The sequence below is a fragment of the Pseudomonas nicosulfuronedens genome (assembly GCF_005877905.1).
In the GTDB taxonomy this organism is placed as follows: Bacteria; Pseudomonadota; Gammaproteobacteria; order Pseudomonadales; family Pseudomonadaceae; genus Pseudomonas; species Pseudomonas nicosulfuronedens.
The window spans coordinates 36,583-57,967 of sequence record NZ_SWDV01000040.1; the positions used below are offsets into that span (position 1 = coordinate 36,583).

Genomic DNA, 21,385 nt, shown 5'->3' on the forward strand with positions numbered 1-21,385 from the left:
GAGCCCCGCTCCCCGCATAAGCAAATAGCCTTTAAGTATTTAAGTGGCATATAACCTGTCGGCATAATCGACACCCAACAACACTGCCAAAAGGAACTGCTCGTGAAACGTCTGTTCAGCGCCTCGCTGCTGGCCGCCGGCCTCGCCCTGGCCTCCGCCGCCCAGGCCGCCCAGCCCCTGCTCAACGTCTCCTACGACGTGATGCGTGACTTCTACAAGGACTACAACGCCGCCTTCCAGAAACACTGGCAGGCCGAGAAAGGCGAGAAGATCACCATCCAGATGTCCCACGGCGGTTCCAGCAAACAGGCCCGTGCGGTGATCGACGGCCTGCCGGCCGACGTCATCACCATGAACCAGGCCACCGACATCGACGCCCTGGCCGACAACGGCGGCCTGGTGCCCAAGGACTGGGCGACCCGCCTGCCGAACAACAGCGCCCCCTTCACCTCCGCCACCGTATTCATCGTGCGCAAGGGCAACCCCAAGGGCCTGAAGGACTGGGACGACCTGGTCAAGCCGGGTATCCAGGTCGTGGTGCCGAACCCCAAGACCTCCGGCAACGGCCGCTACACCTACCTTTCCGCCTGGGGCTACGCGCAGAAGCATGGCGCCGATGAAACCAAGGCCAAGGAATTCGTCGCCCAACTGTTCAAGAACGTCCCGGTGCTGGACACCGGTGGCCGCGCGGCGACCACCACCTTCATGCAGAACCAGATCGGCGACGTACTGGTGACCTTCGAGAACGAAGCCGAGATGATCGCCCGCGAATTCGGCCGTGGCGGCTTCGAAGTGGTCTACCCGAGCGTCTCCGCCGAAGCCGAGCCGCCGGTGGCCGTGGTCGACAAGGTGGTCGACAAGAAAGGCACCCGCGCCGAGGCCGAGGCCTACCTGAAGTACCTGTGGTCCGACGAAGGCCAGACCATCGCCGCCAACAACTACCTGCGCCCGCGCAACCCCGAAGTGCTGGCCAAGTTCTCCGACCGCTTCCCGAAGGTGGACTTCTTCTCCGTGGTGAAGACCTTCGGTGACTGGCGCACCGTGCAGAAGACCCACTTCGCCGACGGTGGCGTGTTCGACCAGATCTACACCCCGAACTGATTCACTGGTACGGGAAAGTCAAAAGCCGGGGCTGCTGGGCAGCTCCGGCTTTTTTCATGGCACAGCGTCTGCACGCAGGAGCGAGCTTGCTCGCGAACCCGCCCAGCAACGGAATCGCCGGGGAATCCATTCGCGAGGCTCGTGGGATGGGTGGAGCACAGCGATACCCACGCTGCATCGGCACCGGGCCAATCGATGGCTATCGCTTCGCTCCACACCATCCTGCGAACGCGCCACGTCATCCCTTCCAACCGACCTCGCGCAACGCCGCCAACAGGCGCTCCCCGGTCAGGGCCGGCACCAGCACGCCGTCATCGGTGCGCATGTCCTGGCCGGCCAGCAGCACGTTGACGATAGCTTCTTCCACCGCCTCGGCGGCGGCTGCGAACAGCGGCGAGATATGGTCGTTGTTGACCATCTCCAGGGCCGTGGCGAAAGGCAGGTTCTTGCGTCCGTAGTCCGCCGGCGGCAGGTCGCGGTTACCGGTGGCGAAGGCGAGGAAGATGTCGCCGCTGGAGTCGTCGGTCCCGCCTCCCGTGCGCGCGATCCCCAGCGAGGCACGCTGCGCCAGGCGCTGACACTGGTGCGGCAGCAGCGGCGCGTCGGTGGACAGGATCACCACGATGGAGCCCATGCCCGGCGTGCCCTGCTCGGCGAAGGGCGACGGCAGATCGCCCAGCTGGCGACCCACCGGGTAACCATCCACCCGCAGCTCGCGGCGCTGGCCGTGGTTGGCCTGCACCAGCGCGCCCACGGTCCAGCCGCCCTGCTCTGCCGGCAGCTTGCGCGAGGAAGTGCCGATGCCGCCCTTGAACTCGTGGCAGATCATCCCCGTGCCGCCACCCACCGGGCCTTCCCGCACCGGGCCGGACTCAGCGGCGGCCAGCGCCTCACGCACCTGCTCGGCGCCGACGTGCTGGCCCCAGATGTCGTTGAGCAGCCCGTCGTAGGTCTCCATCACCACCGGCATGCACCAGTACACCGACGGGTCCGCCAGTTCGGCATGCTCGGCAGCGATCAACGCATCGCGCACCGCGCCCACGCTGTGGGTGTTGGTGATGGCGATGGGTGTGGTCAGCAGGCCCGCCTCGCGGATCCACTCCAGCCCCGTGGCATCGCCGTTGCCGTTGAGTACATGGCAACCCGCGAAACAGGGTTGCTGGCGCGCCGCCCCTTCGCGCGGCTGGACCACCGTGACCCCGGTGCGTACGGCGCGGCCATCGCGCTCGCCGATCAGGGTGCTGTGGCCGACGCGGATGCCGGGGACATCGGTGATGGCGTTGAACTCACCGGGCGTGCCCAGGCCGAGGGTGATGCCGAGTTGACGAGCGCGCATGCTCTCTCCTTGGTGTTCGCGAAGGGTTTCAGAGCTTCTGGAAGGCCGGGCTGAGCTTGCCGTAAGTGCTGTAGAGAATCACCGACACGGCCAGTATTCCGACAATGATCATGACGTCCCGCGAGGAGGCATCCAGTAGCAGGTTGAGCAACAGGTAACCGGCGCCGACCACCGCCAGCATCGCTGGCAACGGCCACAGCGGCATGCGGTACGGATGCTCGCGGTCGCGGCGCAGCACGCGGCTGAACAGCGCGCAGAGCGCCACCACCAGGTAGACCATCACCAGCAGCAGCACGGTGAAGGACGTCAGCTCCTCCAGGTTCGAGCTGAAGCTCAGCGCCGCCGAGGGCACGCCGAGGAATAGCGTGGCGATCCACGGCGACTCCCAGCGCGGGTGGATACGGGTGAAGGCCCGGTTCATCAGCGGTGTCCACAGCTCGTCGCGGCCACTGCTGAAAATCACCCGGCCGACCTGGATGACGATGGCGACGATAGCGTTGAACACCGAGAGGAAGATGCCGGCGCTGACCAGCCGCGACAGCGTTTCATTGCCATGGGCAGTGAGCAGGTAGCCGACCGGATCGGGGCTGGCAATCATGTCTTTCAGCGAAGGCGCGCCCAGCAGCAAGGCGGTCAGCGGGATGATCTCGATCGCCACCACCAGCACCAGCGACCAGATCACCGCGCGGTGCACGTTGCGCCCGCCGCACTTCATGTCCTCGGCCAGCAGCACTGCGCCGCCGAAGCCGTTGTAGGAGAACAGGGCGGTACCCACGGCGCCGATCACCAGCGCCCAGGGCGCAGCGGCCAGTATTCCGCCGTCGATATGCTGCGGCTGCACCAGCACAGTCACCGGCTGGCTGACGTGGCCGAAACCGAGCACCACGATCACCAGCAGCGCCGCCACTTCGCAGAGCAGGAACACACCGGTGATCCAGGCGTTCACCCGGATGTTGAGGATGCCCAGCACGTAGCTGGCGGCGACTATCACCAGGGCGACGGTCTGGGTGTCGAAGTTTGTCCCCAGGGCGTTGTTGAGGTAAGTCGCCGCGCCCGTCGCCAGTACCGGCGGGATGAACAGCAGCGAGACCAGTACGGTGAGGAAGGTGGCGTAGCCGGCGAGACCGCCAAACACGCGCTTGGCGTAGACGTACTCGCCGCCGGCGGAGTTATGGGCGCGGCCGAGTTCGGCGTAGCACCAGGCGAACATCAGCGCCAGGAAGCCGGCGAACACGAAGGCCAGGAAGGCGCCGCTGCCGGCCTGCTGGATGGCGAAGGGAGCGATGACGAAAACGGAGCTGGCGGGGGTGACCGCCGAGACGGTAATGGCGACCACGTCGAGCACGCCCAGGCTGGGCTTGAGCCCGCTCGCTGGCGCAGAAGAAGCGCTCATATCGTTTTTCCTCGAGTTTTTATTGGTGGTTGAGGCAGGAACGAAGACCTTGTCGCACCCTCTGTCCGGGGCGCTGCATGGGGTGCAGTCTGGGCATGGCGGGGGTGCTGGCCAATCACCATTTGGGGTTACGCCCTCTTGACGATGCCCCGGTAAAAGGAGGAAACCGTGAGCCGAATCCTCGCCATGCCCTTCCGGAGATACCCCACCGATGCACACCCTGTTCCGCGAAGTCGGCATGCACGCCAACCTCGGCCGCGCCATCGAGCAGATCGGCCAGCCACGCTTCTGGAAGCAACTGGTCCTGCTGCTGCACCAGTGGCTGCCGTTCGACAACGCCCTGGCGATGCTCTACCCGGCCGGCGGAACCCCGGTGGCGCTGGAGGAATACGACGCCGAGCCCACCGCCGGCCCGGCCGCCATGGCCATCTACCTCGACGGTCTGTACCAGCTCGACCCGTTCTACCAGGCGTGCCGTGAGGGCGTGCCCAGCGGGCTGTACCGCCTGGAGGAAATTGCCCCGGACCAGTTCCGCCAGAGCGAGTACTTCCTCAGCTACTTCCACGACAACGTGCTGGAGGACGAGGTGCAGTTCATCCTCCAGCTGCCCGGCCAGGGCGCTCTGTCGCTGTCGCTGGGTATGCGCCGCTTGTTCGATGGCGAGCAGACCGGCCTGCTGGCGATGCTCTGCCCCTGGGTGCTGGCGCTGATACAGCAGCATTGGCAGCAACGCAGCCAGCGCCTGCTGCCGGGCACCAGCGACGGTGTGGCGGTGCAGGTGCGTGACGCCCTGAGCCACTTCGGTGCCGGCGTCCTCTCGGAGCGCGAGCTGGAGATTGCCCGGTTGATCCTGCGGGGCTATTCCTCCAAGGCCATGGCCGAGCGCCTGGCCATTTCGCCGGAGACCATCAAGGTCCACCGCCGCCACCTGTACAACAAACTCGACATCTCTTCGCAGCCGGAGCTGTTCTCGCTGTTCCTGCAGTCGCTGGGGCACGACCCGGAAAACCCCTGATGCCCCATCGGTGCGACTGATGCCGCACCATTCGCGCCCACCGGGACACCCCACTGGCGCTGCACGGACACTACCGCGTGCCCGTCAGGCTTCTAGACTGGACCCGTGCCATCCAGACAAGCCACGACAATCACAAGAGAGCACAGCCTGATGAACGCACGCGCCAACTTCACCCACATGGAAGACGGCAGCGCCGAGGACTGGGCGATCATCGCCAAGGACTTCGGCCAGTACGCCGCGCTTCTGCCCGACAGGATCATGACCCACCTGCGCCTGCTCGACGGCGACTTCGGTGGCTTCCCGGTGGACCGCCTGGCCCACTCGCTGCAGACCGCCACCCTGGCCCACCGCGACGGCCGCGACGAGGAATACGTGGTCTGCGCCCTGCTCCATGACATCGGCGACACCCTCGGCTCGTTCAACCATGCCGATATCGCCGCGGCCATCCTCAAGCCGTTCGTCAGCGAGGAGAACCTGTGGATGATCGAGAAGCACGCGATCTTCCAGGGCTACTACTTCTTCCATCACCTGGGCCTGGACCGACACCTGCGCGAGCAGTTCAAGGACCACCCGCAGTTCGAGCAGACCATCGAATTCTGCGCCCGCTACGACGCCGCCGCCTTCGATCCGGACGGCGAAGTGCTGCCCCTGGAGTTCTTCGAACCCATGCTGCGCCGGGTCTTCGCCCAGCCCCGCCGCTCGATCTACCAGAAGCCCGACGGCACGATGGCCTGAGGGTCCCGTGGTGACCGGCGGTCCGCGACGAAGAGTGGCGAACCGCCGCTGGCCCGGGGGCTGCGCATGGAATAAGATTCCTCCCAAAATCAGACGCGCAATCGGCCACGAGCCTACGCGCACCAGGGAAGTTTCTTGCGCATGAAGCCTAATGTTCTCGAGCGTGCCAGCAGCCCGCTCACCCCCGCCCCTCTGCGCGAGTACCATTCCCGCGTGCTGGCGTATATCGCCATCGCCGCGACCATTACCGCCGGCACCTTCGCCAAGTACTTCGGCTACGACATCCTCTGGATGATTCCGTACGCCCTGCTCTACCCGCACCTCGCCCAGCAGGTCAGCCGCCGCTTCAAGCGCGACAACCCACAACGTACCCGCCTGGTGCTGCTGTTCATCGACGCCCTGCATGCTGGCATTGCCACCACCCTGCTGGGCTTCTCCGAGGTGCCCAGCCTGATGCTGGTGCTGATCCTCGCCTTCTCCGCACTGATCATCGGCGGCCTGCGTTCGCTGGGCCTGGCGCTGCTGGTGGCGCTGAGCGCCGCCGTACTCAGCGCCGCGCTGATCTCACCGGCCTACAAGGGCCAGACGCCGAGCATCGTCGCACTGGTCAGCGTGCTGTTCTCCACGCTGTACATCTGCATCACCGCCTTCTTCGTGCACCAGCAGGGTCTACGCCTGGCCCAGGCCCGCTCGGACATCACCCTGGAACAGGAAAAGGCCGCGCGCCTGGCCAGCAACCTGGCCAAGTACCTGTCGCCGCAGGTGTGGGAATCGATCTTCAGCGGCAAGCGCACGGTGCGTCTGGAGACCCAGCGCAAGAAGCTCACGGTGTTCTTCTCCGACATCAAGGGCTTCACCGAGCTGTCCGAGGAACTCGAGGCCGAAGCCCTCACCGACATGCTCAACAACTACCTCAACGAGATGTCGAAGATCGCCCTGAAATACGGCGGCACCATCGACAAGTTCGTCGGTGACTGCGTGATGGTGTTCTTCGGCGACCCGGCCACCCAGGGCGCGAAAAAGGACGCCGTGGCCGCCGTATCGATGGCCGTGGCCATGCGCAAGCACATGAAGGTCATGCGCCAGCAGTGGCGCGCCCAGGGCATCACCAAGCCGCTGGAAGTGCGCATGGGCCTGAACACCGGCTACTGCACCGTGGGCAACTTCGGCGCCGATACGCGCATGGACTACACCATCATCGGCCGCGAAGTGAACCTCGCCAGCCGCCTGGAAAGCGCCGCCGAGGCCGGCGAGATCCTCATCAGCCACGAGACCTATTCGCTGGTGAAGGACGTGCTGATGTGCCGTGACAAGGGTCAGATCGCCGTGAAGGGCTTCAGCAAACCGGTGCAGATCTACCAGGTGGTCGACTTCCGCCGCGACCTGGGCTCCAACCCCAGCTTCGTCGAGCACGAGGTGCCGGGCTTCTCCATGTACCTGGACACCAACAACGTACAGAACTACGACAAGGAACGGGTCATCCAGGCGCTGCAGCAGGCGGCGGAGAAGCTCAAGGACAAGATCATTCTCTGATCCGTTTCCGCTTCGTCAGCGCACGCCGCTGCGTGCGCTTTTCTCGTTGATGCACACCTTCCTCGCTGACGCCCGGCCAATCGCGGACAGAGTCCACTCCTGTGCGCGCCGGCGGTTCCTCTGCCAAACCCAGCCCCCTCTGCACGCAGCCAAGGCACAACTGTAGGAGCGAGCTTGCTCGCGAACCCACCCAACTCCGGAGCTGCCGGGAAACGATTCGCGAGCAAGCTCGCTCCTACAAAAGACACGCCGCCGCGCCAACCACCCGCGCATAAAAAAGCCCGCTCAATTGAGCGGGCTGGAAAGGCTCCGGCGCTTCACGTTCACCGGGCCGAATTGCTCGTTGGATAACGCGTCAGGAAGGCTGCAGCTCAGCGGAGTTGCCCGGGCCAGCGGCCAGTTCTGCGGACAGGGTCTTCTCGTCCAGCTGCTTGCACCACTTGGCAACCACGATGGTGGCTACACCGTTGCCAACCAGGTTGGTCAGGGCGCGGGCTTCGGACATGAAGCGATCGATACCCAGGATCAGCGCCAGACCGGCAACCGGCAGGTGGCCGACGGCGGACAGGGTGGCGGCCAGCACGATGAAGCCCGAACCGGTGACGCCTGCGGCGCCCTTGGAGGCGATCAGCAGCACGACCAGCAGGGTCAGCTGGTGGGTGATATCCATCGGGGTGTCGGTGGCCTGGGCGATGAACACGGCGGCCATGGTCAGGTAGATCGAGGTGCCGTCCAGGTTGAACGAGTAGCCGGTCGGGATTACCAGGCCGACGACGCTCTTGTCGGCGCCCAGTTTCTCCATCTTGGCGATCATGCGCGGCAGGGCCGACTCGGAGGACGAGGTACCCAGCACGATCAGCAGTTCTTCGCGGATGTAGGAAATGAAGCGCAGGATGCTGAAGCCGTGGGCGCGGGCAATGCCGCCCAGCACGATCAGCACGAACAGCAGGCAGGTGATGTAGAAGCACAGCATCAGCTGGCCCAGTTGCACCAGCGAGCCGAGGCCGTAGGCGCCGATGGTGAAGGCCATGGCACCGAAGGCGCCGATGGGCGCGACCTTCATGATCACGTTGATGATGTTGAACATCACGTGGGTGATGCGATCGATGAACTCGAACACCGGCTTGCCGTAGTCGCCCAGGCGGTGCAGCGCGTAGCCGAACAGCACGGAGAAGAACAGCACCTGCAGGATGTCACCGTTGGCGAAGGCGCCGACCACGGTGCTCGGGATGACGTTCATGAAGAAGTCGATGGTGCTCTGCTTCTCGCCCGAAGCGATGAAGCCGGTGAGCGCCGCGTTCTTGTTCATTTCGGCGGTCAGCGTGGCGACGTCGGCGTGCATGCCGGCACCCGGCTGGACGACGTTGACCACGACCAGGCCGATGATCAGCGCGACGGTGGAAACGATTTCGAAGTACAGCAGCGCCATGCCGCCCGTCTTGCCCACCGCTTTCATGCTCTGCATGCCGGCGATACCGGTGACCACGGTGCAGAAGATGATCGGCGCGATGGCCATCTTGATCAGTTTGACGAAACCATCGCCCAGCGGCTTCATCAGTTTGGCGGTGTCGGGGTAGAAGTGGCCGAGCGCGATACCGATGGCGATGGCAATCAGTACCTGCACGTACAGGCTTTTGTAGAAGGGTTGCTTGGTCATGGCAGCTCTGTCCTCTGGGCCCGCGCTCCCGTGACGGGTGCGCAAGACCGAACGCGTTATCTCCCTGCAATGGGAGAATTTGTTTTCAGGGCATGCCAGACGGCAGGCCTTGATCGCATATGGCAAGTGCTGTGCCAGACCTTTAAAAAATGTGTAATCCCTTCAAATTCAATAGTTTCCGTAAAAAGCCACGGCACGGAAGGCCTCGAAAATGGCGGATTCCCGCCTTCGAGCTGGCGGGTTTCCCGCCCTCTGGCGGGTATCCGCCACGGCCTTCGTACCGTAGATTGTAGAACCCCGATCAGGTTCGATCGGGTTTGCCGCACGGCTCCTGGATGTGTGGCCAGAACAACAAGGACCGCTCATGCGTGAACGCACCATTGCCAGCCATTTCGTCCGCGCCGCCATTATCGGTGCGCAGCGCAAGGGCCTGAACGTCCAGACGCTGCTGCGCGACGCCGGCATCGCCCCGGCCGTACTCGAAGAACCCCGCGCCCGTATCGATCCCTCGCAGTTCACCAGCCTGATGCAACGTCTGTGGGAAGCGCTGGATGACGAGTACATGGGCTTCGGCAGCCAGCCGAGCAAGCGCGGCACCTTCGCCATGATGTGCAACGCGATCATCCACTGCCGCACGCTGGAGAAGGCACTGGGGCGAGGCTCGCTGTTCTACGGGCTGTTTCCCGAGGCCCCACGGATCGAACTGGTGCGCGACGGCGACCGTGCCCGTCTGACCCTGGACGAAACCCACCTGCGCGACCCGGACCACTTCCTTGCCGAAAGCCTGCTGCTGATCTGGCACCGCCTGGCCAGTTGGCTGATCGGCCAGCGCATCCGCCTGGAGGAAGCCACGTTCAGCTACCCGGCGCCCGAGCACCAGGCCGAGTACGACCTGCTGTTCCCCTGCCCTCGCCGCTTTTCCGCCGGCAGCACCAGCCTGCTATTACAGGCACGCTACCTGGACATGCCGCTGCTGCAGGACGAGCGCACGCTCAAGCACTTCCTCAAGGACTCGCCCGCCGACCTGCTCGCCCGCCCCGACGGCGGCGACAGCCTGACCAGCCAGATCCGCCGCCTGCTCGGCCGCGACTGTCGCAGCTGGCCCGACCTGGAGCAGGTCGCCGCGCAGCTGCACATGAGCCCACAGACCTTGCGCCGACACCTGCGCGAGGAGGGCCCGAACTTCCAGGAACTCAAGGACCAGCTGCGCCGCGACCTGGCGATCTACTACCTGGGCCGCGACGAACACTCGATCCAGGACATCGCCGACCAACTCGGTTTCTCCGAGCCTTCGGCGTTCCACCGGGCGTTCAAGAAATGGACGGGGCTGACACCGGGGGCTTATCGTTCGCAGCACTCATAATGAGCAGGTAATGCCATGAACACTCCCCCTGTCACCACGCCGCTGGGCGACGTCGACGAAAAAGCCGTACAGCTCCGGCAGGCAAACCGCTTGATATTGCAAGGCTTTGCCGGAGCCGTTGGAAGCGTGGCGAAAATGGCCTACGCAATTGCCTTCCTTAGTACCGGGCCAGAAATGAGATTCGGCCGCACAGGCATCGCGATCGGGTTGGCCTTGCTCGCGTATGGTTTGCTGCGAAAAAGCCGGACATGCGCCGCGATCCTGGTGCTCCATGCCCTGTTTGCAGTGGTGTTTACAGCCAACACCTCAGCGTGGACTCCATGGTGGTTAGTCCAGCTGGTCATTGCATGGCTTCAGGTACAAGGCCTGCGAGGCGCATTGCTGCATACCCAGCTTAAGCAGACACGCTAGTACCGGGTCGATGCCCCGGCAACGGGTTAGCTGCTCGATCGCGCATAGCAGGGGAGTGACACGGCCACAATCTGAAGGAGAGCGCCATGCACTCGATCTCGGGCGCTGTGGACTAACCAGGCAGGCGAATCCGGAAGCATGCGCCGCCCAGCGCGGAATCCTCCAGCGCCAGCTCACCGTCGTAGCTGTCGATGATGTCCTTCACCACCGCCGTGCCGATACCCTGGCCGGGGTGCTGGGTGTCCAGCCGCTCGCCGCGCTTGAGGATGCGCTCGCGCTGGCTGGCCGGCACGCCGGGGCCGTCGTCCTCGATGATCAGCTCGAACATCCGGCCGTCCTTGCGCGCACTGACCTTCACAGTGGTCAGGCACAGGCGGTAGGCGTTCTCCAGCAGGTTGCCGAGCATTTCCAGCAATGCGCCCTTCTCCAACGGCAGGGAGAATCCCGGCGGAATATCCCGCTCCAGCTTCACGCGCTTGTCGCGATAGACCTTGTCCAGCGCACCGCCGATGGTGTCCAGCAAGGGATCGAGGGCCGCGCGGTGGCGGATCAGGCCACTCTTGCGCATCGTCGCGCGCTGCAACTGGTAGCCGATCTGCTGGCTCATGCGCTCGATCTGGGTTTGCAGTACCTGCACCTGCTCGCGGTTCTTCGGCTCATTGGCGAGGGTTTCGCTGACACCCTGGAGCACCGCCAGTGGCGTCTTCAGGCTGTGGGCGAGATCGCCCAGGGAGTTGCGGTAGCGCTCGCGCTGGGCACGTTCGCTTTCGAGCAGGCGGTTGACCGAGTCGGTCAGGCGCAGCATCTCGTCGGGGTGTTCATCGCTCAACCGCTCGCGGTCGCCGGCTTCGATCTGATCCAGCTCCGAGCGCAGCCCGCGCATGGAGCGCAGCCCCCAGCCCAGGCCGAGCCAGAGCATCGCCATGAGCAAGAGCAAGGCGCCCCCCAACCAGACATAGAGCTGCTCGCGGAAGCCATTGACCAACTGGCGAAACTCGCTTTCCGGCTGCATGGTGACGATGCTGTAGGCCGCGCGCTTGCCGCCCAGCAGATCGATCTCCACGTCGTAGACGAAGAACTCCTGGCCCGATCGGTCGCTGATGCGGGTGAAGATATCGATCATCCCATCATACTTGGGCGAATACTCCACGCTCTCGTCCTGTGCTGAGGTGGAGCGCCATACCAGCTTGCCGGATTGGTCGTAGATGTAGCCCAGCAGCTTGGACTCCGGGAGATTGAAGTCCTCTACTGGCAGATGGTCGGGCATGCTCAGCACATTGCCGTCGATGCGCGCCGCCGACACCAGGGTCGCCACATCGGAGGCCAGGCGCTGCTGGATGGCGTTCTCCAGGGCGATACTGAACGCACGCTGGAGAGCCGGGAGCAGCGCCGCCATGAACAGCACGGCGAGAATCGCCGCGCCGATCATCAGCCGCAGACGCAGCGAACGGATCATTTACACAGCTCGTTAAAGATGTAGCCCTGGCCGCGCACGGTATCGATCGGCTTGAAGCCCTCGGCGGTCTCCAGCTTGCGACGCAGGCGGCCGACCAGCACCTCGATGACGTTCGGGTCACGCTCGTCGTCGTCCGGGTAGAGCTGCTCGATCAGGCGCTCCTTGGCCACCACCTGCTGGTGATGCCGCATGAGGTATTCAAGGATGCGGTACTCGAAGGCGGTCAACTGCAGCGACTCACCGTTGACCAGCGCCTGCTTGCGGTTGGTGTCCAGCACCAGTGGGCCGGCCTCGATGCTCGACTGGGCGAAACCGCTGGAACGGCGCAGCAACGCGTTCAGACGGGCCTCCAGTTCTTCGAACTGGAACGGTTTGACCACGTAGTCGTCGGCGCCGGCGGCCAGGCCTTCGACCTTGTCCTGCCAGTTGCCGCGAGCGGTAAGGATGAGAATGGGGAAGGTCTTGCCCTGGCTGCGGAATTCGCGGATCAGGTCCAGGCCGCTCATGCCGGGCAGGCCCAGGTCGATCATCGCCAGGTCGTGATGGTATTCGCTGGCGCGGTACAGCGCCTCTTCGGCATTGGCCACGGCATCGACCACATGGCCTTGCTCGCCCAGCCGGGTATACAGGTGATGGCGCAACAGCGCCTCGTCTTCCACCACCAGCAGTTTCATGCGCGTACTCCCTGAGTCAGGCAGCCGGGCCGCGCAGGCCCGGTTGCGTTACCGGTCAGAACTTGTAGTTGGCGCCCAGGTAGAACTGGGAGCTGCTGTGCAGGTCAAGGGATCCCACCTTGCTGCCACCGTGCGGGCTCATCTCGGTACTCGCGTTGGTACGCAGGTAACGGTAGCCGCCTTCCACGGAAGCGTTCTTGCCGAGTTCCTGGAGGATACCGGCTTGGGCGCCGATGGCGTAACCCACATCGCTGTCGCGACTGTAGCCCTTGGCGTCCTGCTCCAGCTTGACCAGGCCGGCGGTGCCGCCACCGAACAGCTTGGTGCCCTGGTCGCCCAGCGGCAGGAAGGCGTCGTAGCTACCGAGCAGGTTCTGCTGGCGCAGCTTCAGGCCATTCTCGGTATCGGAAACGTTTTCATAGGTGATGTAGTAGCGGCCCTGCTCCATCTGCTGGCCGGCGCGTACGCCCCAGGTGCCGCTGTTGTTGATCACGCTGTCGAACTTCGGATTGTCGAGGTTGCGGTTCAGCGCGTCGGATTTCTGGATGTTGTTGCTGGTTTCACCCCAGGTCATACCGACGAAGGTGTCGGCGGCGTTAGCTGCGGTAGCGGCGACGCTGGCACCGAGGATGGCAGTGGCGAGGGCGATTTTCTTCATGGCTTTCATGGGGTTTCTCCCGTAGGGGTCAGTAATGTGTTGACGGGGAGAAGGTTACGGAGAGGGCACTGAACCGAACCTGTCGGACTGCTGAACCAATGCTGAACGACAGCGCTGTATGAAAAAAGAATAACGCACGTAGGCTTTTGCCCACACACAGCGCAGGGACTAGGCTCAATTCCAGTCGTTGGCGGGAGGCTGACCTAATGACTGAAGAGACCGGACCCGGCACGGATAAAGGCAAGGAAACCCGGCTGTTCCTGTTCCTCGTGATCTGCCTGTTCCCTCTGCTGTCCGTGGCCATCGTCGGTGGCTACGGCTTCATCGTATGGATGTACCAGCTGATGGTGGGGCCGCCCGGCCCGCCGTCGTAGTGCGCCGCCATGCTCGCCCGTCGTGCCCTGTTGCGGCGCCTGGGCGGTGCGCCTGAAGTACGTCGCCCGCCATGGACTGCCACCGACAGCGAATTCCTCGAAGGCTGCACGCGCTGCAATGCCTGCGTCGACGCTTGCCCCGAGCAGGTGCTGCGCATCGGCGATGGCGGCTACCCGCAGCTGGATTTCAGCCACACCGGCTGCAGCCTGTGCGGTGACTGCGCTCGCGCCTGCGAAGCCGAGGTGTTCGACCTGAGCCGCGAGGCCTTCTCCTGGCGCGCCCGGATCGACGAGCGCTGCCTGGCCCATGCCGGCATCCACTGCCGCAGCTGCGACGATGCCTGCGAGCCGCGGGCCATCCGCTTCCGCCCGCAGCTGGGCGGCCCGTCCCTGCCCACACTCGACCCGACCCTGTGCACCGGCTGCGGCGCCTGCGTTTCGCCCTGCCCCGGCAACGCCATCCACCTGAACCGTGAGGCCCACCATGCCTGAGAGCCAGATGCCAGAGAGCATCCAGATCGCCAGCCTGATCGTTCACACGCGTCCGGAGCTGCTGGGAGCCGTAAAGGCCAACCTGCAGCGCCTACCCAACCTCGAAGTGCACCAGCAGAGTCCGCAGGGAAAGCTGGTGGTGGTGCTGGAAGCGGCCCATGAAGCGAGCCTTCTCGACAACCTCAACGCCATCCAGAACCTGCCCGGTGTGCTCAACGCGGTGCTGATCTACCACGAGATAGTCGAGTTGCCTGAAGCTCCGCAGATCGACCACGAACCCGCGCTCGCCCAGGCTGGAGGTGCAAGATGAACCTGACCCGTCGCCAGTTCGCCAAGGCCAACGCCGCCGCCATCGCCGCCGCCGCCGCCGGCCTGCCGATCCTCAGTTCCGCCAGCAACCTGGTCACCGAGGCAGACATGACCCGCCTGGACTGGAACAAGGCGCCCTGCCGCTTCTGCGGCACCGGCTGTAGCGTGATGGTCGCCACCCGCAACGGCAAGGTGGTTGCCACCCACGGCGACATCAAGGCCGAGGTCAACCGCGGGATCAACTGCGTGAAGGGCTACTTCCTGTCGAAGATCATGTACGGCAGTGACCGCCTGACCCGTCCGCTGCTGCGCATGAAGGACGGCAAGTTCGACAAGCAGGGCGAGTTCCAGCCGATCAGCTGGGACGCCGCGTTCGACATCATGGCCGAGAAATTCAAGGCCGCGCTCAAGGCCAAGGGACCGACCTCGGTGGGCATGTTCGGCTCCGGGCAATGGACGGTCTGGGAAGGCTACGCCGCCAACAAGCTGTTCAAGGCCGGCTTGCGCAGCAACAACATCGACCCCAATGCGCGACACTGCATGGCTTCGGCGGTGATGGGCTTCATGCGCAGTTTCGGCATGGACGAACCCATGGGCTGCTACGACGACATCGAAGCCACCGACACCTTCGTGCTCTGGGGCTCGAACATGGCCGAGATGCACCCGGTGTTGTGGTCGCGGGTCACCGACCGCCGCCTGAGCGCCGGACAGGTGAAGGTCGCCGTGCTGTCCACCTTCGAGCATCGCAGCTTCGACCTGGCCGACATCCCGATGGTGTTCAAGCCGCAGACCGACCTGTACATCCTCAACTACATCGCCAACCACATCATCGAAAGCGGCGCGGTGAACCGCGATTTCGTCGACAAACACACCCGCTTCGCCCATGGCGCCGAGGACATCGGCTACGGCCTGCGACCTACCGATGAGCTGGAGAAGAAAGCGAAGAACGCCGACAAGGCCAACACCTGGAGCGACATCGACTTCGACCAGTTCGCCGCCTTCGTCAAGCCCTACACCCTGGAACGCACCGCCAAGGAAACCGGCGTGCCGGCCGAACGCCTGAAAGCCCTGGCCGAGTTGTACGCCGACCCGAAACGCAAGGTGGTGTCGTTCTGGACCATGGGCTTCAACCAGCACACCCGCGGGGTCTGGGCGAACAACCTGATCTACAACATCCACCTGCTCACCGGGAAGATCAGCGAACCGGGCAACAGCCCGTTCTCCCTCACCGGCCAACCCTCGGCCTGCGGCACCGCGCGCGAGGTGGGCACCTTCGCCCACCGCCTGCCGGCGGACCTGGTGGTGACCAACCCGAAGCACCGCGAAACCGCCGAGAAAATCTGGAAAGTGCCCGCCGGCACCATCCAGGAAAAGATCGGCTTCCACGCTGTGCAGCAGAGCCGGATGCTCAAGGACGGAGTGCTCAACGTCTACTGGACGCAGGTCTGCAACAACATGCACGCCGGGCCGAACATCATGCAGGAAGTGCTGCCGGGCTGGCGCAACCCGGAGAACTTCGTGATCGTCTCCGACGTCTACCCCACGGTCTCCGCCCAGGCCGCCGACCTCATCCTGCCCAGCGCGATGTGGGTGGAAAAGGAAGGCGCCTACGGCAATGCCGAGCGTCGTACGCAGTTCTGGCACCAGTTGGTCAAGGCGCCGGGCGAGGCGAAGTCCGACCTCTGGCAACTGGTGGAATTCTCCAAGCGCTTCACCACCGATGAAGTCTGGCCCGCCGAGCTGCTGGCCAAGGCGCCGCAACTCAAGGGCAAGACGCTCTACGAGGTGCTGTACAAGAACGGCCAGGTCGACGCGTACGAGAACGACGAGATCGCCAAGGGCTTCGAGAACGACGAGGCCAAAGCCTTCGGCTTCTACATCCAGAAAGGTCTGTTCGAGGAGTACGCCAGTTTCGGCCGTGGCCACGGCCATGATCTCGCGCCTTTCGATGCCTACCATGAGGCACGCGGGCTGCGCTGGCCGGTGGTGAAAGGCCAGGAAACCCGCTGGCGTTACCGCGAGGGCTACGACCCCTATGTCACCGCAGGCAGTGGTGTGCAGTTCTACGGCTACCCGGACAAGAAGGCGATCATCTTCGCCCTGCCCTACGAACCGCCAGCGGAGGCGCCAGACAAGGAGTATCCGTTCTGGTTGTCCACCGGCCGCGTGCTCGAACACTGGCACACCGGCTCGATGACCCAGCGCGTGCCGGAGCTCTACAAGGCCGTACCAGATGCCGTGGTGTACATGCACCCGGACGACGCGCGCGACCTGAAGATGCGCCGCGGCAGCGAGGTGAAGGTGATCAGCCGGCGTGGCGAGATCCGCGCGCGCATCGAGACCCGCGGGCGCAACAAACCGCCGCAGGGATTGGTGTTCGTACCTTTCTTCGACGCCAACAAGCTGATCAACAAGGTCACCCTGGACGCCACCGACCCGATCTCCAAGCAGACCGACTACAAGAAGTGCGCCGTGCGCATCGAACTGGTCAGCCTGGCCTGAGGAACGCGCGATGAAACCGATACTGCCCGCCCTGCTCCTGCTGCTCATCGCCTTACCGGCGCTGGCCGCCGACGTGAACTACCCCCTGGACGCCCCGGCACCGGATGGTCGCCGCCCCGGCGGTACCATCGCCGAGGACCGCCCGGCGCCGCCCCTGGCCAACGACGAGAACAAGGATATCCGCCGCGAACGGGCCTACCCCGAGCAACCGCCAACCATCCCGCACACCATCGCCGGCTACCGCATCGACACCAACAGCAACAAGTGCCTGTCCTGCCATAGCCGCGCCAACAGTGCGCGGGTGCAGGCACCGATGATCAGCATCACCCACTACATGGACCGCGACGGCCAGGTGCTGGCCGCCGTGGCACCGCGCCGGTACTTCTGCGTGCAGTGCCACGTGCCGCAGAAAGACGTGAAACCGCTGGTGGGCAATACCTTCGAGGACATCGACAAGATTCTCCAGCAGGAAGCGGCCGCTGGGAAATCAGCCAGCAACGACGACGGCACATCCACCGGCAACCCCTGAGGAGGCGCCATGAAAGCACTATTCGCCTGGCTCAAGGGTTACTGGGTTGTCCTGCGCCGGCCCAGCGTGCACTACAGCCTGGGCTTCCTCACACTGGCCGGCTTCGTTGCCGGGATCATCTTCTGGGGTGGCTTCAACACTGCGCTGGAAGCCACCAACTCCGAGCAGTTCTGCACGTCCTGCCACGAGATGCGCGACAACGTCTTCGCCGAGCTCAAGGACACCATTCACTACACCAACCGTTCGGGCGTGCGCGCCACCTGCCCGGACTGCCACGTACCGCATAAATGGACCGACAAGATCGCGCGCAAGATGCAGGCATCCAAGGAGGTCTGGGGCAAGATTTTCGGCACCATCAACACGCGGGAGAAGTTCCTCGACCACCGCCGCGAACTGGCCGAGCACGAATGGGCGCGCCTGAAGGCCAACGACTCGCTGGAGTGCCGCAACTGCCACAACTTCCAATTCATGGATTTCACCCGCCAGAGCCAGCGCGCCCGGCAGATGCACTCCACCGCCCTGGCCTCGGGCGAGGCCACCTGCATCGACTGCCACAAGGGCATCGCCCACCACCTGCCGGACATGACGGGGGTGAAGGGCTGGCAGTGAGCCTCGCCTGAAACCCGAGCGCGGACGGAGTCCGCTGCTACGAGATTGTTCTGTGCCCAGGTCGGCCCTCACCCTAGCCCTGGCTGCGCGCCCCGCTCAGAGGGAGAGGGGACCGTTCGGGGCAGGAGGAAACCCTAGCGTCAGCCGGCACAGATGGCTCCCTCTCCCTCCGGGAGAGGGTTGGGGTGAGGGGAATGCGCAGGCACGGGCTTGCGCTGCTTCTACGAAACCTGAGACCGCGCAGGATCGGACTCCGTCCGCGATTGACCTTCAGGCGCCGCCAGGCCCAATCCCCGCCACCAACGAAAAGCCCCGGCCAGTGCCGGGGCTTTGCTTGCTCAGAACGTAACCATCAGCCGCCCTTCAGCGCATTGAGAATCTTCTGCCCTGCACGCCCATCTGCCGGCGTCATTCCGCGCTTGTTCTGCTCCTGCTGGATCGCCTTGCGCGTCACATCGCCGATCATGCCGTCGGGCTGGCCGATGTCGTAACCACGCTGGATCAGCAACTCCTGCAGTTCCTTGCGCTGTGCCCGGCTCAGGCCCGGATCATCGGTCGGCCAGGGAGTACGCAGGCCCTGCTCGCCGCGCAAGCGGTCGGACAGCAGGGCGATGGCCAGCGCGTAACTCTCCGCTGCGTTGTAGGAATAGATCGCGTCGTAGTTGCGCAGCACCAGGAAGGCCGGGCCACTGATGCCCGCCGGCAACAGGATGGCAGCCTTGGAGTCGATACTCGGTATCGGCTTGCCGTCAACGCGCGTCACACCACGGCCGGTCCACTCCGACAGCGCGCGGCGCTTGGTGCGCCCGGCCAGCGAAGCATCGAAGCCCGCCGGCAATTTCACCTCGTAGCCCCAAGGTTGCCCCTCGCGCCAGCCAGCCTTGCGCAAGTAGTTGGCGGTGGACGCCAGGGCGTCGGCGGTGCTGCCCACCAGGTCGCGGTGGCCGTCGCCGTCGAAGTCCTCGGCGATGCGCGCGTAGGTCGAGGGCATGAACTGCGTCTGGCCGAAGGCGCCCGCCCAGGACCCAGTGATGCCGCTGTCGCGGATATCGCCCTGCTGCAGCAGCCTGAGGGTGGCGATGAACTCGCCCTGGAAGAACGACTGGCGACGCCCGTAGCAGGACAGCGTCGACAGCGACACCAGCAGCGGACGCTTGCCGGTGATGCGCCCGTAATCGCTCTCCACACCCCACACGGCGACCACCGTGGCCGGGTCGACCTGATAGCGCGCAGCGACCTTGCGCAGCAGGTCTGCATGTTCGGCCATCCGCGCCTTGCCATCAGCGACGCGCTGGTCGTCCACCAGCCCCGCCAGGTAATCCCAGATCGGCGTGGTGAACTCGGGCTGGGCGTCCAGCAGCGGCAGCACTGTCATGTCCGGCTGCAAGCCTTGGGTGAACTGCGCGAAGCTGGCGGCGCTGACGCCCTTGGCCTGGGCGGCGCCCTGCAGGCGGTTCAGGCAAGAACCGAAATCGTCGCCCGGTGCGGCCTGCGCCAGTGCCGCCGGCAGCAGCAGCAGGGACAAGGCCAGGCAGGCACGACGTGCGGTGGAGGAAGTCTTCATTGGTGTCGAATGCTCAGATCGGTAAAGGTGGCGCGCCCGCCCTCGCTGGCGGGCCCGCGATTATCCTGCAGGTAGAGCCCTGCCTTGAAATACAGGCCCTGGTAGGCCCATTTCGTGTCCAGTTGCTGGCTGACCTGGCCGTCCTTGACCTGCACGCTCAGCACCCCGCTGCTGGAGACCCCCAGCCGGTAGGTAAAGGTATCGCCCAGGGGGATGCCGTCATAGACGGTGTAGGTCCGCGTGGTGATGTCGTCGGGCCGATCGCGAACCAGCGCCTGTACCCGCGCCTTGTCCAGGCGCTGCTGGTAGACCAGCTTGACCAGCGGCAGGGCCTCGGCGCTGCCGCTGCCGTTGCTGTGGATCTGCCCGATGACCATGCGCCGGCTGGAGGGCACGGAGTCCACACGCAGGGTAGCAACCATCAGGTTCTCCGCCAGCGGATAGCGCCAGGTCACCAGGCGGCCGTCGGGCTTGGTCTCGCGCAGCTCGGTACGGGGATATTCGCTGCCGCTGGTATGGGCGCCGTTGACCGGCACCCAGAACTCCACGCCGTCGGCGCTGCGGCGGAAATACGGGCTCTCGTAGTCACGGCCGAGTTTCGCCGTGGAAATGGTCGCGGCCGGGCCGCGTTGGGGAATGGTGAGATTCCAGGTGCTCAGGTCCAACATCGGCCTATCGCTTCGCGGGTCAGGACATGGGCGCAAGGGTAGACGAGGCTGTCAGACTTTTCACTCATACGGCGTTCAATCTTTCGGCCGGCAGCCGCGCCCTTGAGCGGTTGCGTGCAGGCTACACGGGCGTTTTCCGCGCCAGCGGCTATCTTCAATGTTCCCCGCCCAGGAGACTCACCATGCGCCTGTTCACTGCCCTGCTGCTGTTCGCTTTCGCGGCCAACGCTTCCGCTGCGATCAAGACTCAGGAAATTCCCTACGAATCCGCTGACGGCACGAAGATGATCGGTTACTTCGCCTACGACGACGCCAAGTCCGGTATCCGTCCTGGCGTGCTGGTAGTGCACGAATGGTGGGGTCTGAACGACTACGCGAAAAGCCGCGCCCGGCAGCTCGCCGAACTGGGCTACAGCGCACTGGCCATCGACATGTACGGCGAAGGCAAGCACACCGATCACCCCAATGATGCCAAGGCTTTCATGGCCGACGCGCTGAAGAACGCCGATGCAGCCAAGGCACGCTTCCAGGCCGGCCTTGACCTGCTGAAGAAGCAGCCGCAGACCGACCCGAGCAAGATCGCCGCCATCGGCTACTGCTTCGGTGGCAAGGTGGTGCTGGACATGGCCCGTGCCGGGCTGCCACTGGCCGGCGTGGCCAGCTTCCATGGCGTGCTGGCGACCCAGACGCCGGCACAGCCGGGGGCGATCAAGGCGAAAATTCTGGTCGAGCACGGCGCCGCCGATACCCTGGTACCGGCGGAAAGCGTTGCAGCCTTCAAAAGCGAGATGGATAACGCCAAGGCCGACTACAAGCTGGTCATCCAGCCGGGAGCCAAGCACAGCTTCACCAGCCCCGATGCCGACAAGCACAAGGGCCATGGCCTGGACGTGGGTTACGACAAGACCGCCGACCAGAAGTCCTGGGCGGACTTGCAGGCCTTCTTCAAGGAAATCTTCGACGTGAAGCCTGAGGGCGCGTAAAAACGCCGCGCAATAAAAAACGG

Annotated in this window: 21 protein-coding genes; 13 read left to right on the plus strand and 8 right to left on the minus strand. The window is 64.6% G+C overall.

Annotation, left to right across the window (positions count from 1 at the left end):
* Window positions 1-102 precede the first annotated feature (102 nt).
* A complete protein-coding gene (locus FAS41_RS25105) occupies window positions 103-1,101 on the plus strand; it encodes a sulfate ABC transporter substrate-binding protein (protein WP_138526062.1) in 999 nt (332 codons plus the stop codon).
* A 238-nt stretch (window positions 1,102-1,339) separates the two neighbouring features.
* Here the strand turns inward: FAS41_RS25105 and FAS41_RS25110 are convergent, their stop codons facing one another.
* Window positions 1,340-2,437 (minus strand): DmpA family aminopeptidase, encoded by a 1,098-nt coding sequence (locus tag FAS41_RS25110; RefSeq protein ID WP_138526063.1) that lies wholly within the window; start codon window positions 2,435-2,437, stop codon window positions 1,340-1,342.
* A gap of 28 nt (window positions 2,438-2,465) precedes the next feature.
* Window positions 2,466-3,830: an APC family permease gene (locus tag FAS41_RS25115; protein ID WP_138526064.1), complete on the minus strand. Its 1,365-nt coding sequence runs from the start codon at window positions 3,828-3,830 to the stop codon at window positions 2,466-2,468.
* Window positions 3,831-4,041: 211 nt separating this feature from the next.
* Here FAS41_RS25115 and FAS41_RS25120 point away from each other — a divergent pair, with 211 nt between their 5' ends.
* From FAS41_RS25120 to FAS41_RS25130, 3 genes are all read left to right on the plus strand, one after another.
* On the plus strand, window positions 4,042-4,845 hold the full coding sequence (locus FAS41_RS25120) for a helix-turn-helix transcriptional regulator (protein WP_138526065.1): 804 nt from the start codon (window positions 4,042-4,044) through the stop codon (window positions 4,843-4,845).
* 150 nt (window positions 4,846-4,995) lie between these two features.
* A complete protein-coding gene (locus FAS41_RS25125) occupies window positions 4,996-5,580 on the plus strand; it encodes an HD domain-containing protein (protein ID WP_138526066.1) in 585 nt (194 codons plus the stop codon).
* Between the two features lie 141 nt (window positions 5,581-5,721).
* Complete coding sequence (locus tag FAS41_RS25130) at window positions 5,722-7,113, plus strand: adenylate/guanylate cyclase domain-containing protein (RefSeq protein WP_138526067.1); 1,392 nt, start codon at window positions 5,722-5,724, stop codon at window positions 7,111-7,113.
* A gap of 355 nt (window positions 7,114-7,468) precedes the next feature.
* Here FAS41_RS25130 and FAS41_RS25135 read toward each other — a convergent pair whose 3' ends face one another.
* A complete protein-coding gene (locus tag FAS41_RS25135; protein WP_138526068.1) occupies window positions 7,469-8,770 on the minus strand; it encodes a dicarboxylate/amino acid:cation symporter in 1,302 nt (433 codons plus the stop codon).
* Between the two features lie 364 nt (window positions 8,771-9,134).
* Between FAS41_RS25135 and FAS41_RS25140 the strand changes: the two genes are divergently transcribed.
* Window positions 9,135-10,133 carry an AraC family transcriptional regulator gene (locus FAS41_RS25140; RefSeq protein ID WP_138526069.1) on the plus strand — a complete coding sequence of 333 codons (999 nt, stop codon included), beginning with the start codon at window positions 9,135-9,137 and terminating at the stop codon, window positions 10,131-10,133.
* 15 nt (window positions 10,134-10,148) lie between these two features.
* A complete protein-coding gene (locus FAS41_RS25145; protein ID WP_138526070.1) occupies window positions 10,149-10,544 on the plus strand; it encodes a hypothetical protein in 396 nt (131 codons plus the stop codon).
* 112 nt (window positions 10,545-10,656) lie between these two features.
* Here the strand turns inward: FAS41_RS25145 and FAS41_RS25150 are convergent, their stop codons facing one another.
* From FAS41_RS25150 to FAS41_RS25160, 3 genes are read right to left on the minus strand one after another with little or no spacing between them, the layout of a single operon-like run.
* Complete coding sequence (locus FAS41_RS25150; RefSeq protein WP_138526071.1) at window positions 10,657-12,000, minus strand: ATP-binding protein; 1,344 nt, start codon at window positions 11,998-12,000, stop codon at window positions 10,657-10,659.
* Window positions 11,997-12,674, minus strand: a complete 678-nt coding sequence (locus FAS41_RS25155; protein ID WP_138526072.1) for a response regulator — start codon at window positions 12,672-12,674, stop codon at window positions 11,997-11,999. The genes FAS41_RS25150 and FAS41_RS25155 overlap by 4 nt, the downstream gene beginning before the upstream one ends.
* Window positions 12,675-12,729: 55 nt before the next feature.
* Window positions 12,730-13,341, minus strand: coding sequence for an outer membrane beta-barrel protein (locus FAS41_RS25160; protein WP_138526073.1), 612 nt, complete (start codon window positions 13,339-13,341; stop codon window positions 12,730-12,732).
* Between the two features lie 197 nt (window positions 13,342-13,538).
* Here FAS41_RS25160 and napE point away from each other — a divergent pair, with 197 nt between their 5' ends.
* From napE to FAS41_RS25190, 6 genes are read left to right on the plus strand one after another with little or no spacing between them, the layout of a single operon-like run.
* Window positions 13,539-13,706: a periplasmic nitrate reductase, NapE protein gene (gene napE / locus FAS41_RS25165; protein WP_138526074.1), complete on the plus strand. Its 168-nt coding sequence runs from the start codon at window positions 13,539-13,541 to the stop codon at window positions 13,704-13,706.
* A 9-nt stretch (window positions 13,707-13,715) separates the two neighbouring features.
* The gene (napF, locus tag FAS41_RS25170) at window positions 13,716-14,198 is read left to right on the plus strand and encodes a ferredoxin-type protein NapF (protein ID WP_138526075.1); all 483 of its coding nucleotides are present in this window, start codon (window positions 13,716-13,718) and stop codon (window positions 14,196-14,198) included.
* Between the two features lie 7 nt (window positions 14,199-14,205).
* On the plus strand, window positions 14,206-14,508 hold the full coding sequence (locus FAS41_RS25175) for a chaperone NapD (RefSeq protein ID WP_138526076.1): 303 nt from the start codon (window positions 14,206-14,208) through the stop codon (window positions 14,506-14,508).
* Window positions 14,505-17,009, plus strand: a complete 2,505-nt coding sequence (gene napA, locus FAS41_RS25180) for a nitrate reductase catalytic subunit NapA (protein WP_138526077.1) — start codon at window positions 14,505-14,507, stop codon at window positions 17,007-17,009. The genes FAS41_RS25175 and napA overlap by 4 nt, the downstream gene beginning before the upstream one ends.
* A gap of 10 nt (window positions 17,010-17,019) precedes the next feature.
* Window positions 17,020-17,538, plus strand: coding sequence for a nitrate reductase cytochrome c-type subunit (locus FAS41_RS25185; protein ID WP_138526078.1), 519 nt, complete (start codon window positions 17,020-17,022; stop codon window positions 17,536-17,538).
* Window positions 17,539-17,547: 9 nt separating this feature from the next.
* Window positions 17,548-18,147 (plus strand): cytochrome c3 family protein, encoded by a 600-nt coding sequence (locus FAS41_RS25190; protein ID WP_138526079.1) that lies wholly within the window; start codon window positions 17,548-17,550, stop codon window positions 18,145-18,147.
* A gap of 352 nt (window positions 18,148-18,499) precedes the next feature.
* Here the strand turns inward: FAS41_RS25190 and FAS41_RS25195 are convergent, their stop codons facing one another.
* Together FAS41_RS25195 and FAS41_RS25200 are read right to left on the minus strand one after the other, a co-directional pair.
* Entirely contained in the window at window positions 18,500-19,711 is a 1,212-nt protein-coding gene (locus FAS41_RS25195; protein WP_138526080.1) for a lytic murein transglycosylase, read from the minus strand.
* A complete protein-coding gene (locus tag FAS41_RS25200) occupies window positions 19,708-20,379 on the minus strand; it encodes a polysaccharide lyase family 7 protein (RefSeq protein ID WP_138526081.1) in 672 nt (223 codons plus the stop codon). Before FAS41_RS25200 ends, FAS41_RS25195 begins: the two co-directional genes overlap by 4 nt.
* A gap of 182 nt (window positions 20,380-20,561) precedes the next feature.
* Between FAS41_RS25200 and FAS41_RS25205 the strand changes: the two genes are divergently transcribed.
* Window positions 20,562-21,362, plus strand: a complete 801-nt coding sequence (locus FAS41_RS25205) for a dienelactone hydrolase family protein (protein WP_138526082.1) — start codon at window positions 20,562-20,564, stop codon at window positions 21,360-21,362.
* Window positions 21,363-21,385: the final 23 nt, after the last annotated feature.

Coding starts and splice junctions, on each gene's coding strand:
- FAS41_RS25110 (WP_138526063.1), bottom strand. CDS start 2,437: ATGCGCGCTCGTCAACTCGGCATCACCCTCGGCCTGGGCACGCCCGGT.
- FAS41_RS25115 (WP_138526064.1), bottom strand. CDS start 3,830: ATGAGCGCTTCTTCTGCGCCAGCGAGCGGGCTCAAGCCCAGCCTGGGC.
- FAS41_RS25120 (WP_138526065.1), top strand. CDS start 4,042: ATGCACACCCTGTTCCGCGAAGTCGGCATGCACGCCAACCTCGGCCGC.
- FAS41_RS25125 (WP_138526066.1), top strand. CDS start 4,996: ATGAACGCACGCGCCAACTTCACCCACATGGAAGACGGCAGCGCCGAG.
- FAS41_RS25130 (WP_138526067.1), top strand. CDS start 5,722: ATGAAGCCTAATGTTCTCGAGCGTGCCAGCAGCCCGCTCACCCCCGCC.
- FAS41_RS25135 (WP_138526068.1), bottom strand. CDS start 8,770: ATGACCAAGCAACCCTTCTACAAAAGCCTGTACGTGCAGGTACTGATT.
- FAS41_RS25140 (WP_138526069.1), top strand. CDS start 9,135: ATGCGTGAACGCACCATTGCCAGCCATTTCGTCCGCGCCGCCATTATC.
- FAS41_RS25145 (WP_138526070.1), top strand. CDS start 10,149: ATGAACACTCCCCCTGTCACCACGCCGCTGGGCGACGTCGACGAAAAA.
- FAS41_RS25150 (WP_138526071.1), bottom strand. CDS start 12,000: ATGATCCGTTCGCTGCGTCTGCGGCTGATGATCGGCGCGGCGATTCTC.
- FAS41_RS25155 (WP_138526072.1), bottom strand. CDS start 12,674: ATGAAACTGCTGGTGGTGGAAGACGAGGCGCTGTTGCGCCATCACCTG.
- FAS41_RS25160 (WP_138526073.1), bottom strand. CDS start 13,341: ATGAAAGCCATGAAGAAAATCGCCCTCGCCACTGCCATCCTCGGTGCC.
- napE (WP_138526074.1), top strand. CDS start 13,539: ATGACTGAAGAGACCGGACCCGGCACGGATAAAGGCAAGGAAACCCGG.
- napF (WP_138526075.1), top strand. CDS start 13,716: ATGCTCGCCCGTCGTGCCCTGTTGCGGCGCCTGGGCGGTGCGCCTGAA.
- FAS41_RS25175 (WP_138526076.1), top strand. CDS start 14,206: ATGCCAGAGAGCATCCAGATCGCCAGCCTGATCGTTCACACGCGTCCG.
- napA (WP_138526077.1), top strand. CDS start 14,505: ATGAACCTGACCCGTCGCCAGTTCGCCAAGGCCAACGCCGCCGCCATC.
- FAS41_RS25185 (WP_138526078.1), top strand. CDS start 17,020: ATGAAACCGATACTGCCCGCCCTGCTCCTGCTGCTCATCGCCTTACCG.
- FAS41_RS25190 (WP_138526079.1), top strand. CDS start 17,548: ATGAAAGCACTATTCGCCTGGCTCAAGGGTTACTGGGTTGTCCTGCGC.
- FAS41_RS25195 (WP_138526080.1), bottom strand. CDS start 19,711: ATGAAGACTTCCTCCACCGCACGTCGTGCCTGCCTGGCCTTGTCCCTG.
- FAS41_RS25200 (WP_138526081.1), bottom strand. CDS start 20,379: ATGTTGGACCTGAGCACCTGGAATCTCACCATTCCCCAACGCGGCCCG.
- FAS41_RS25205 (WP_138526082.1), top strand. CDS start 20,562: ATGCGCCTGTTCACTGCCCTGCTGCTGTTCGCTTTCGCGGCCAACGCT.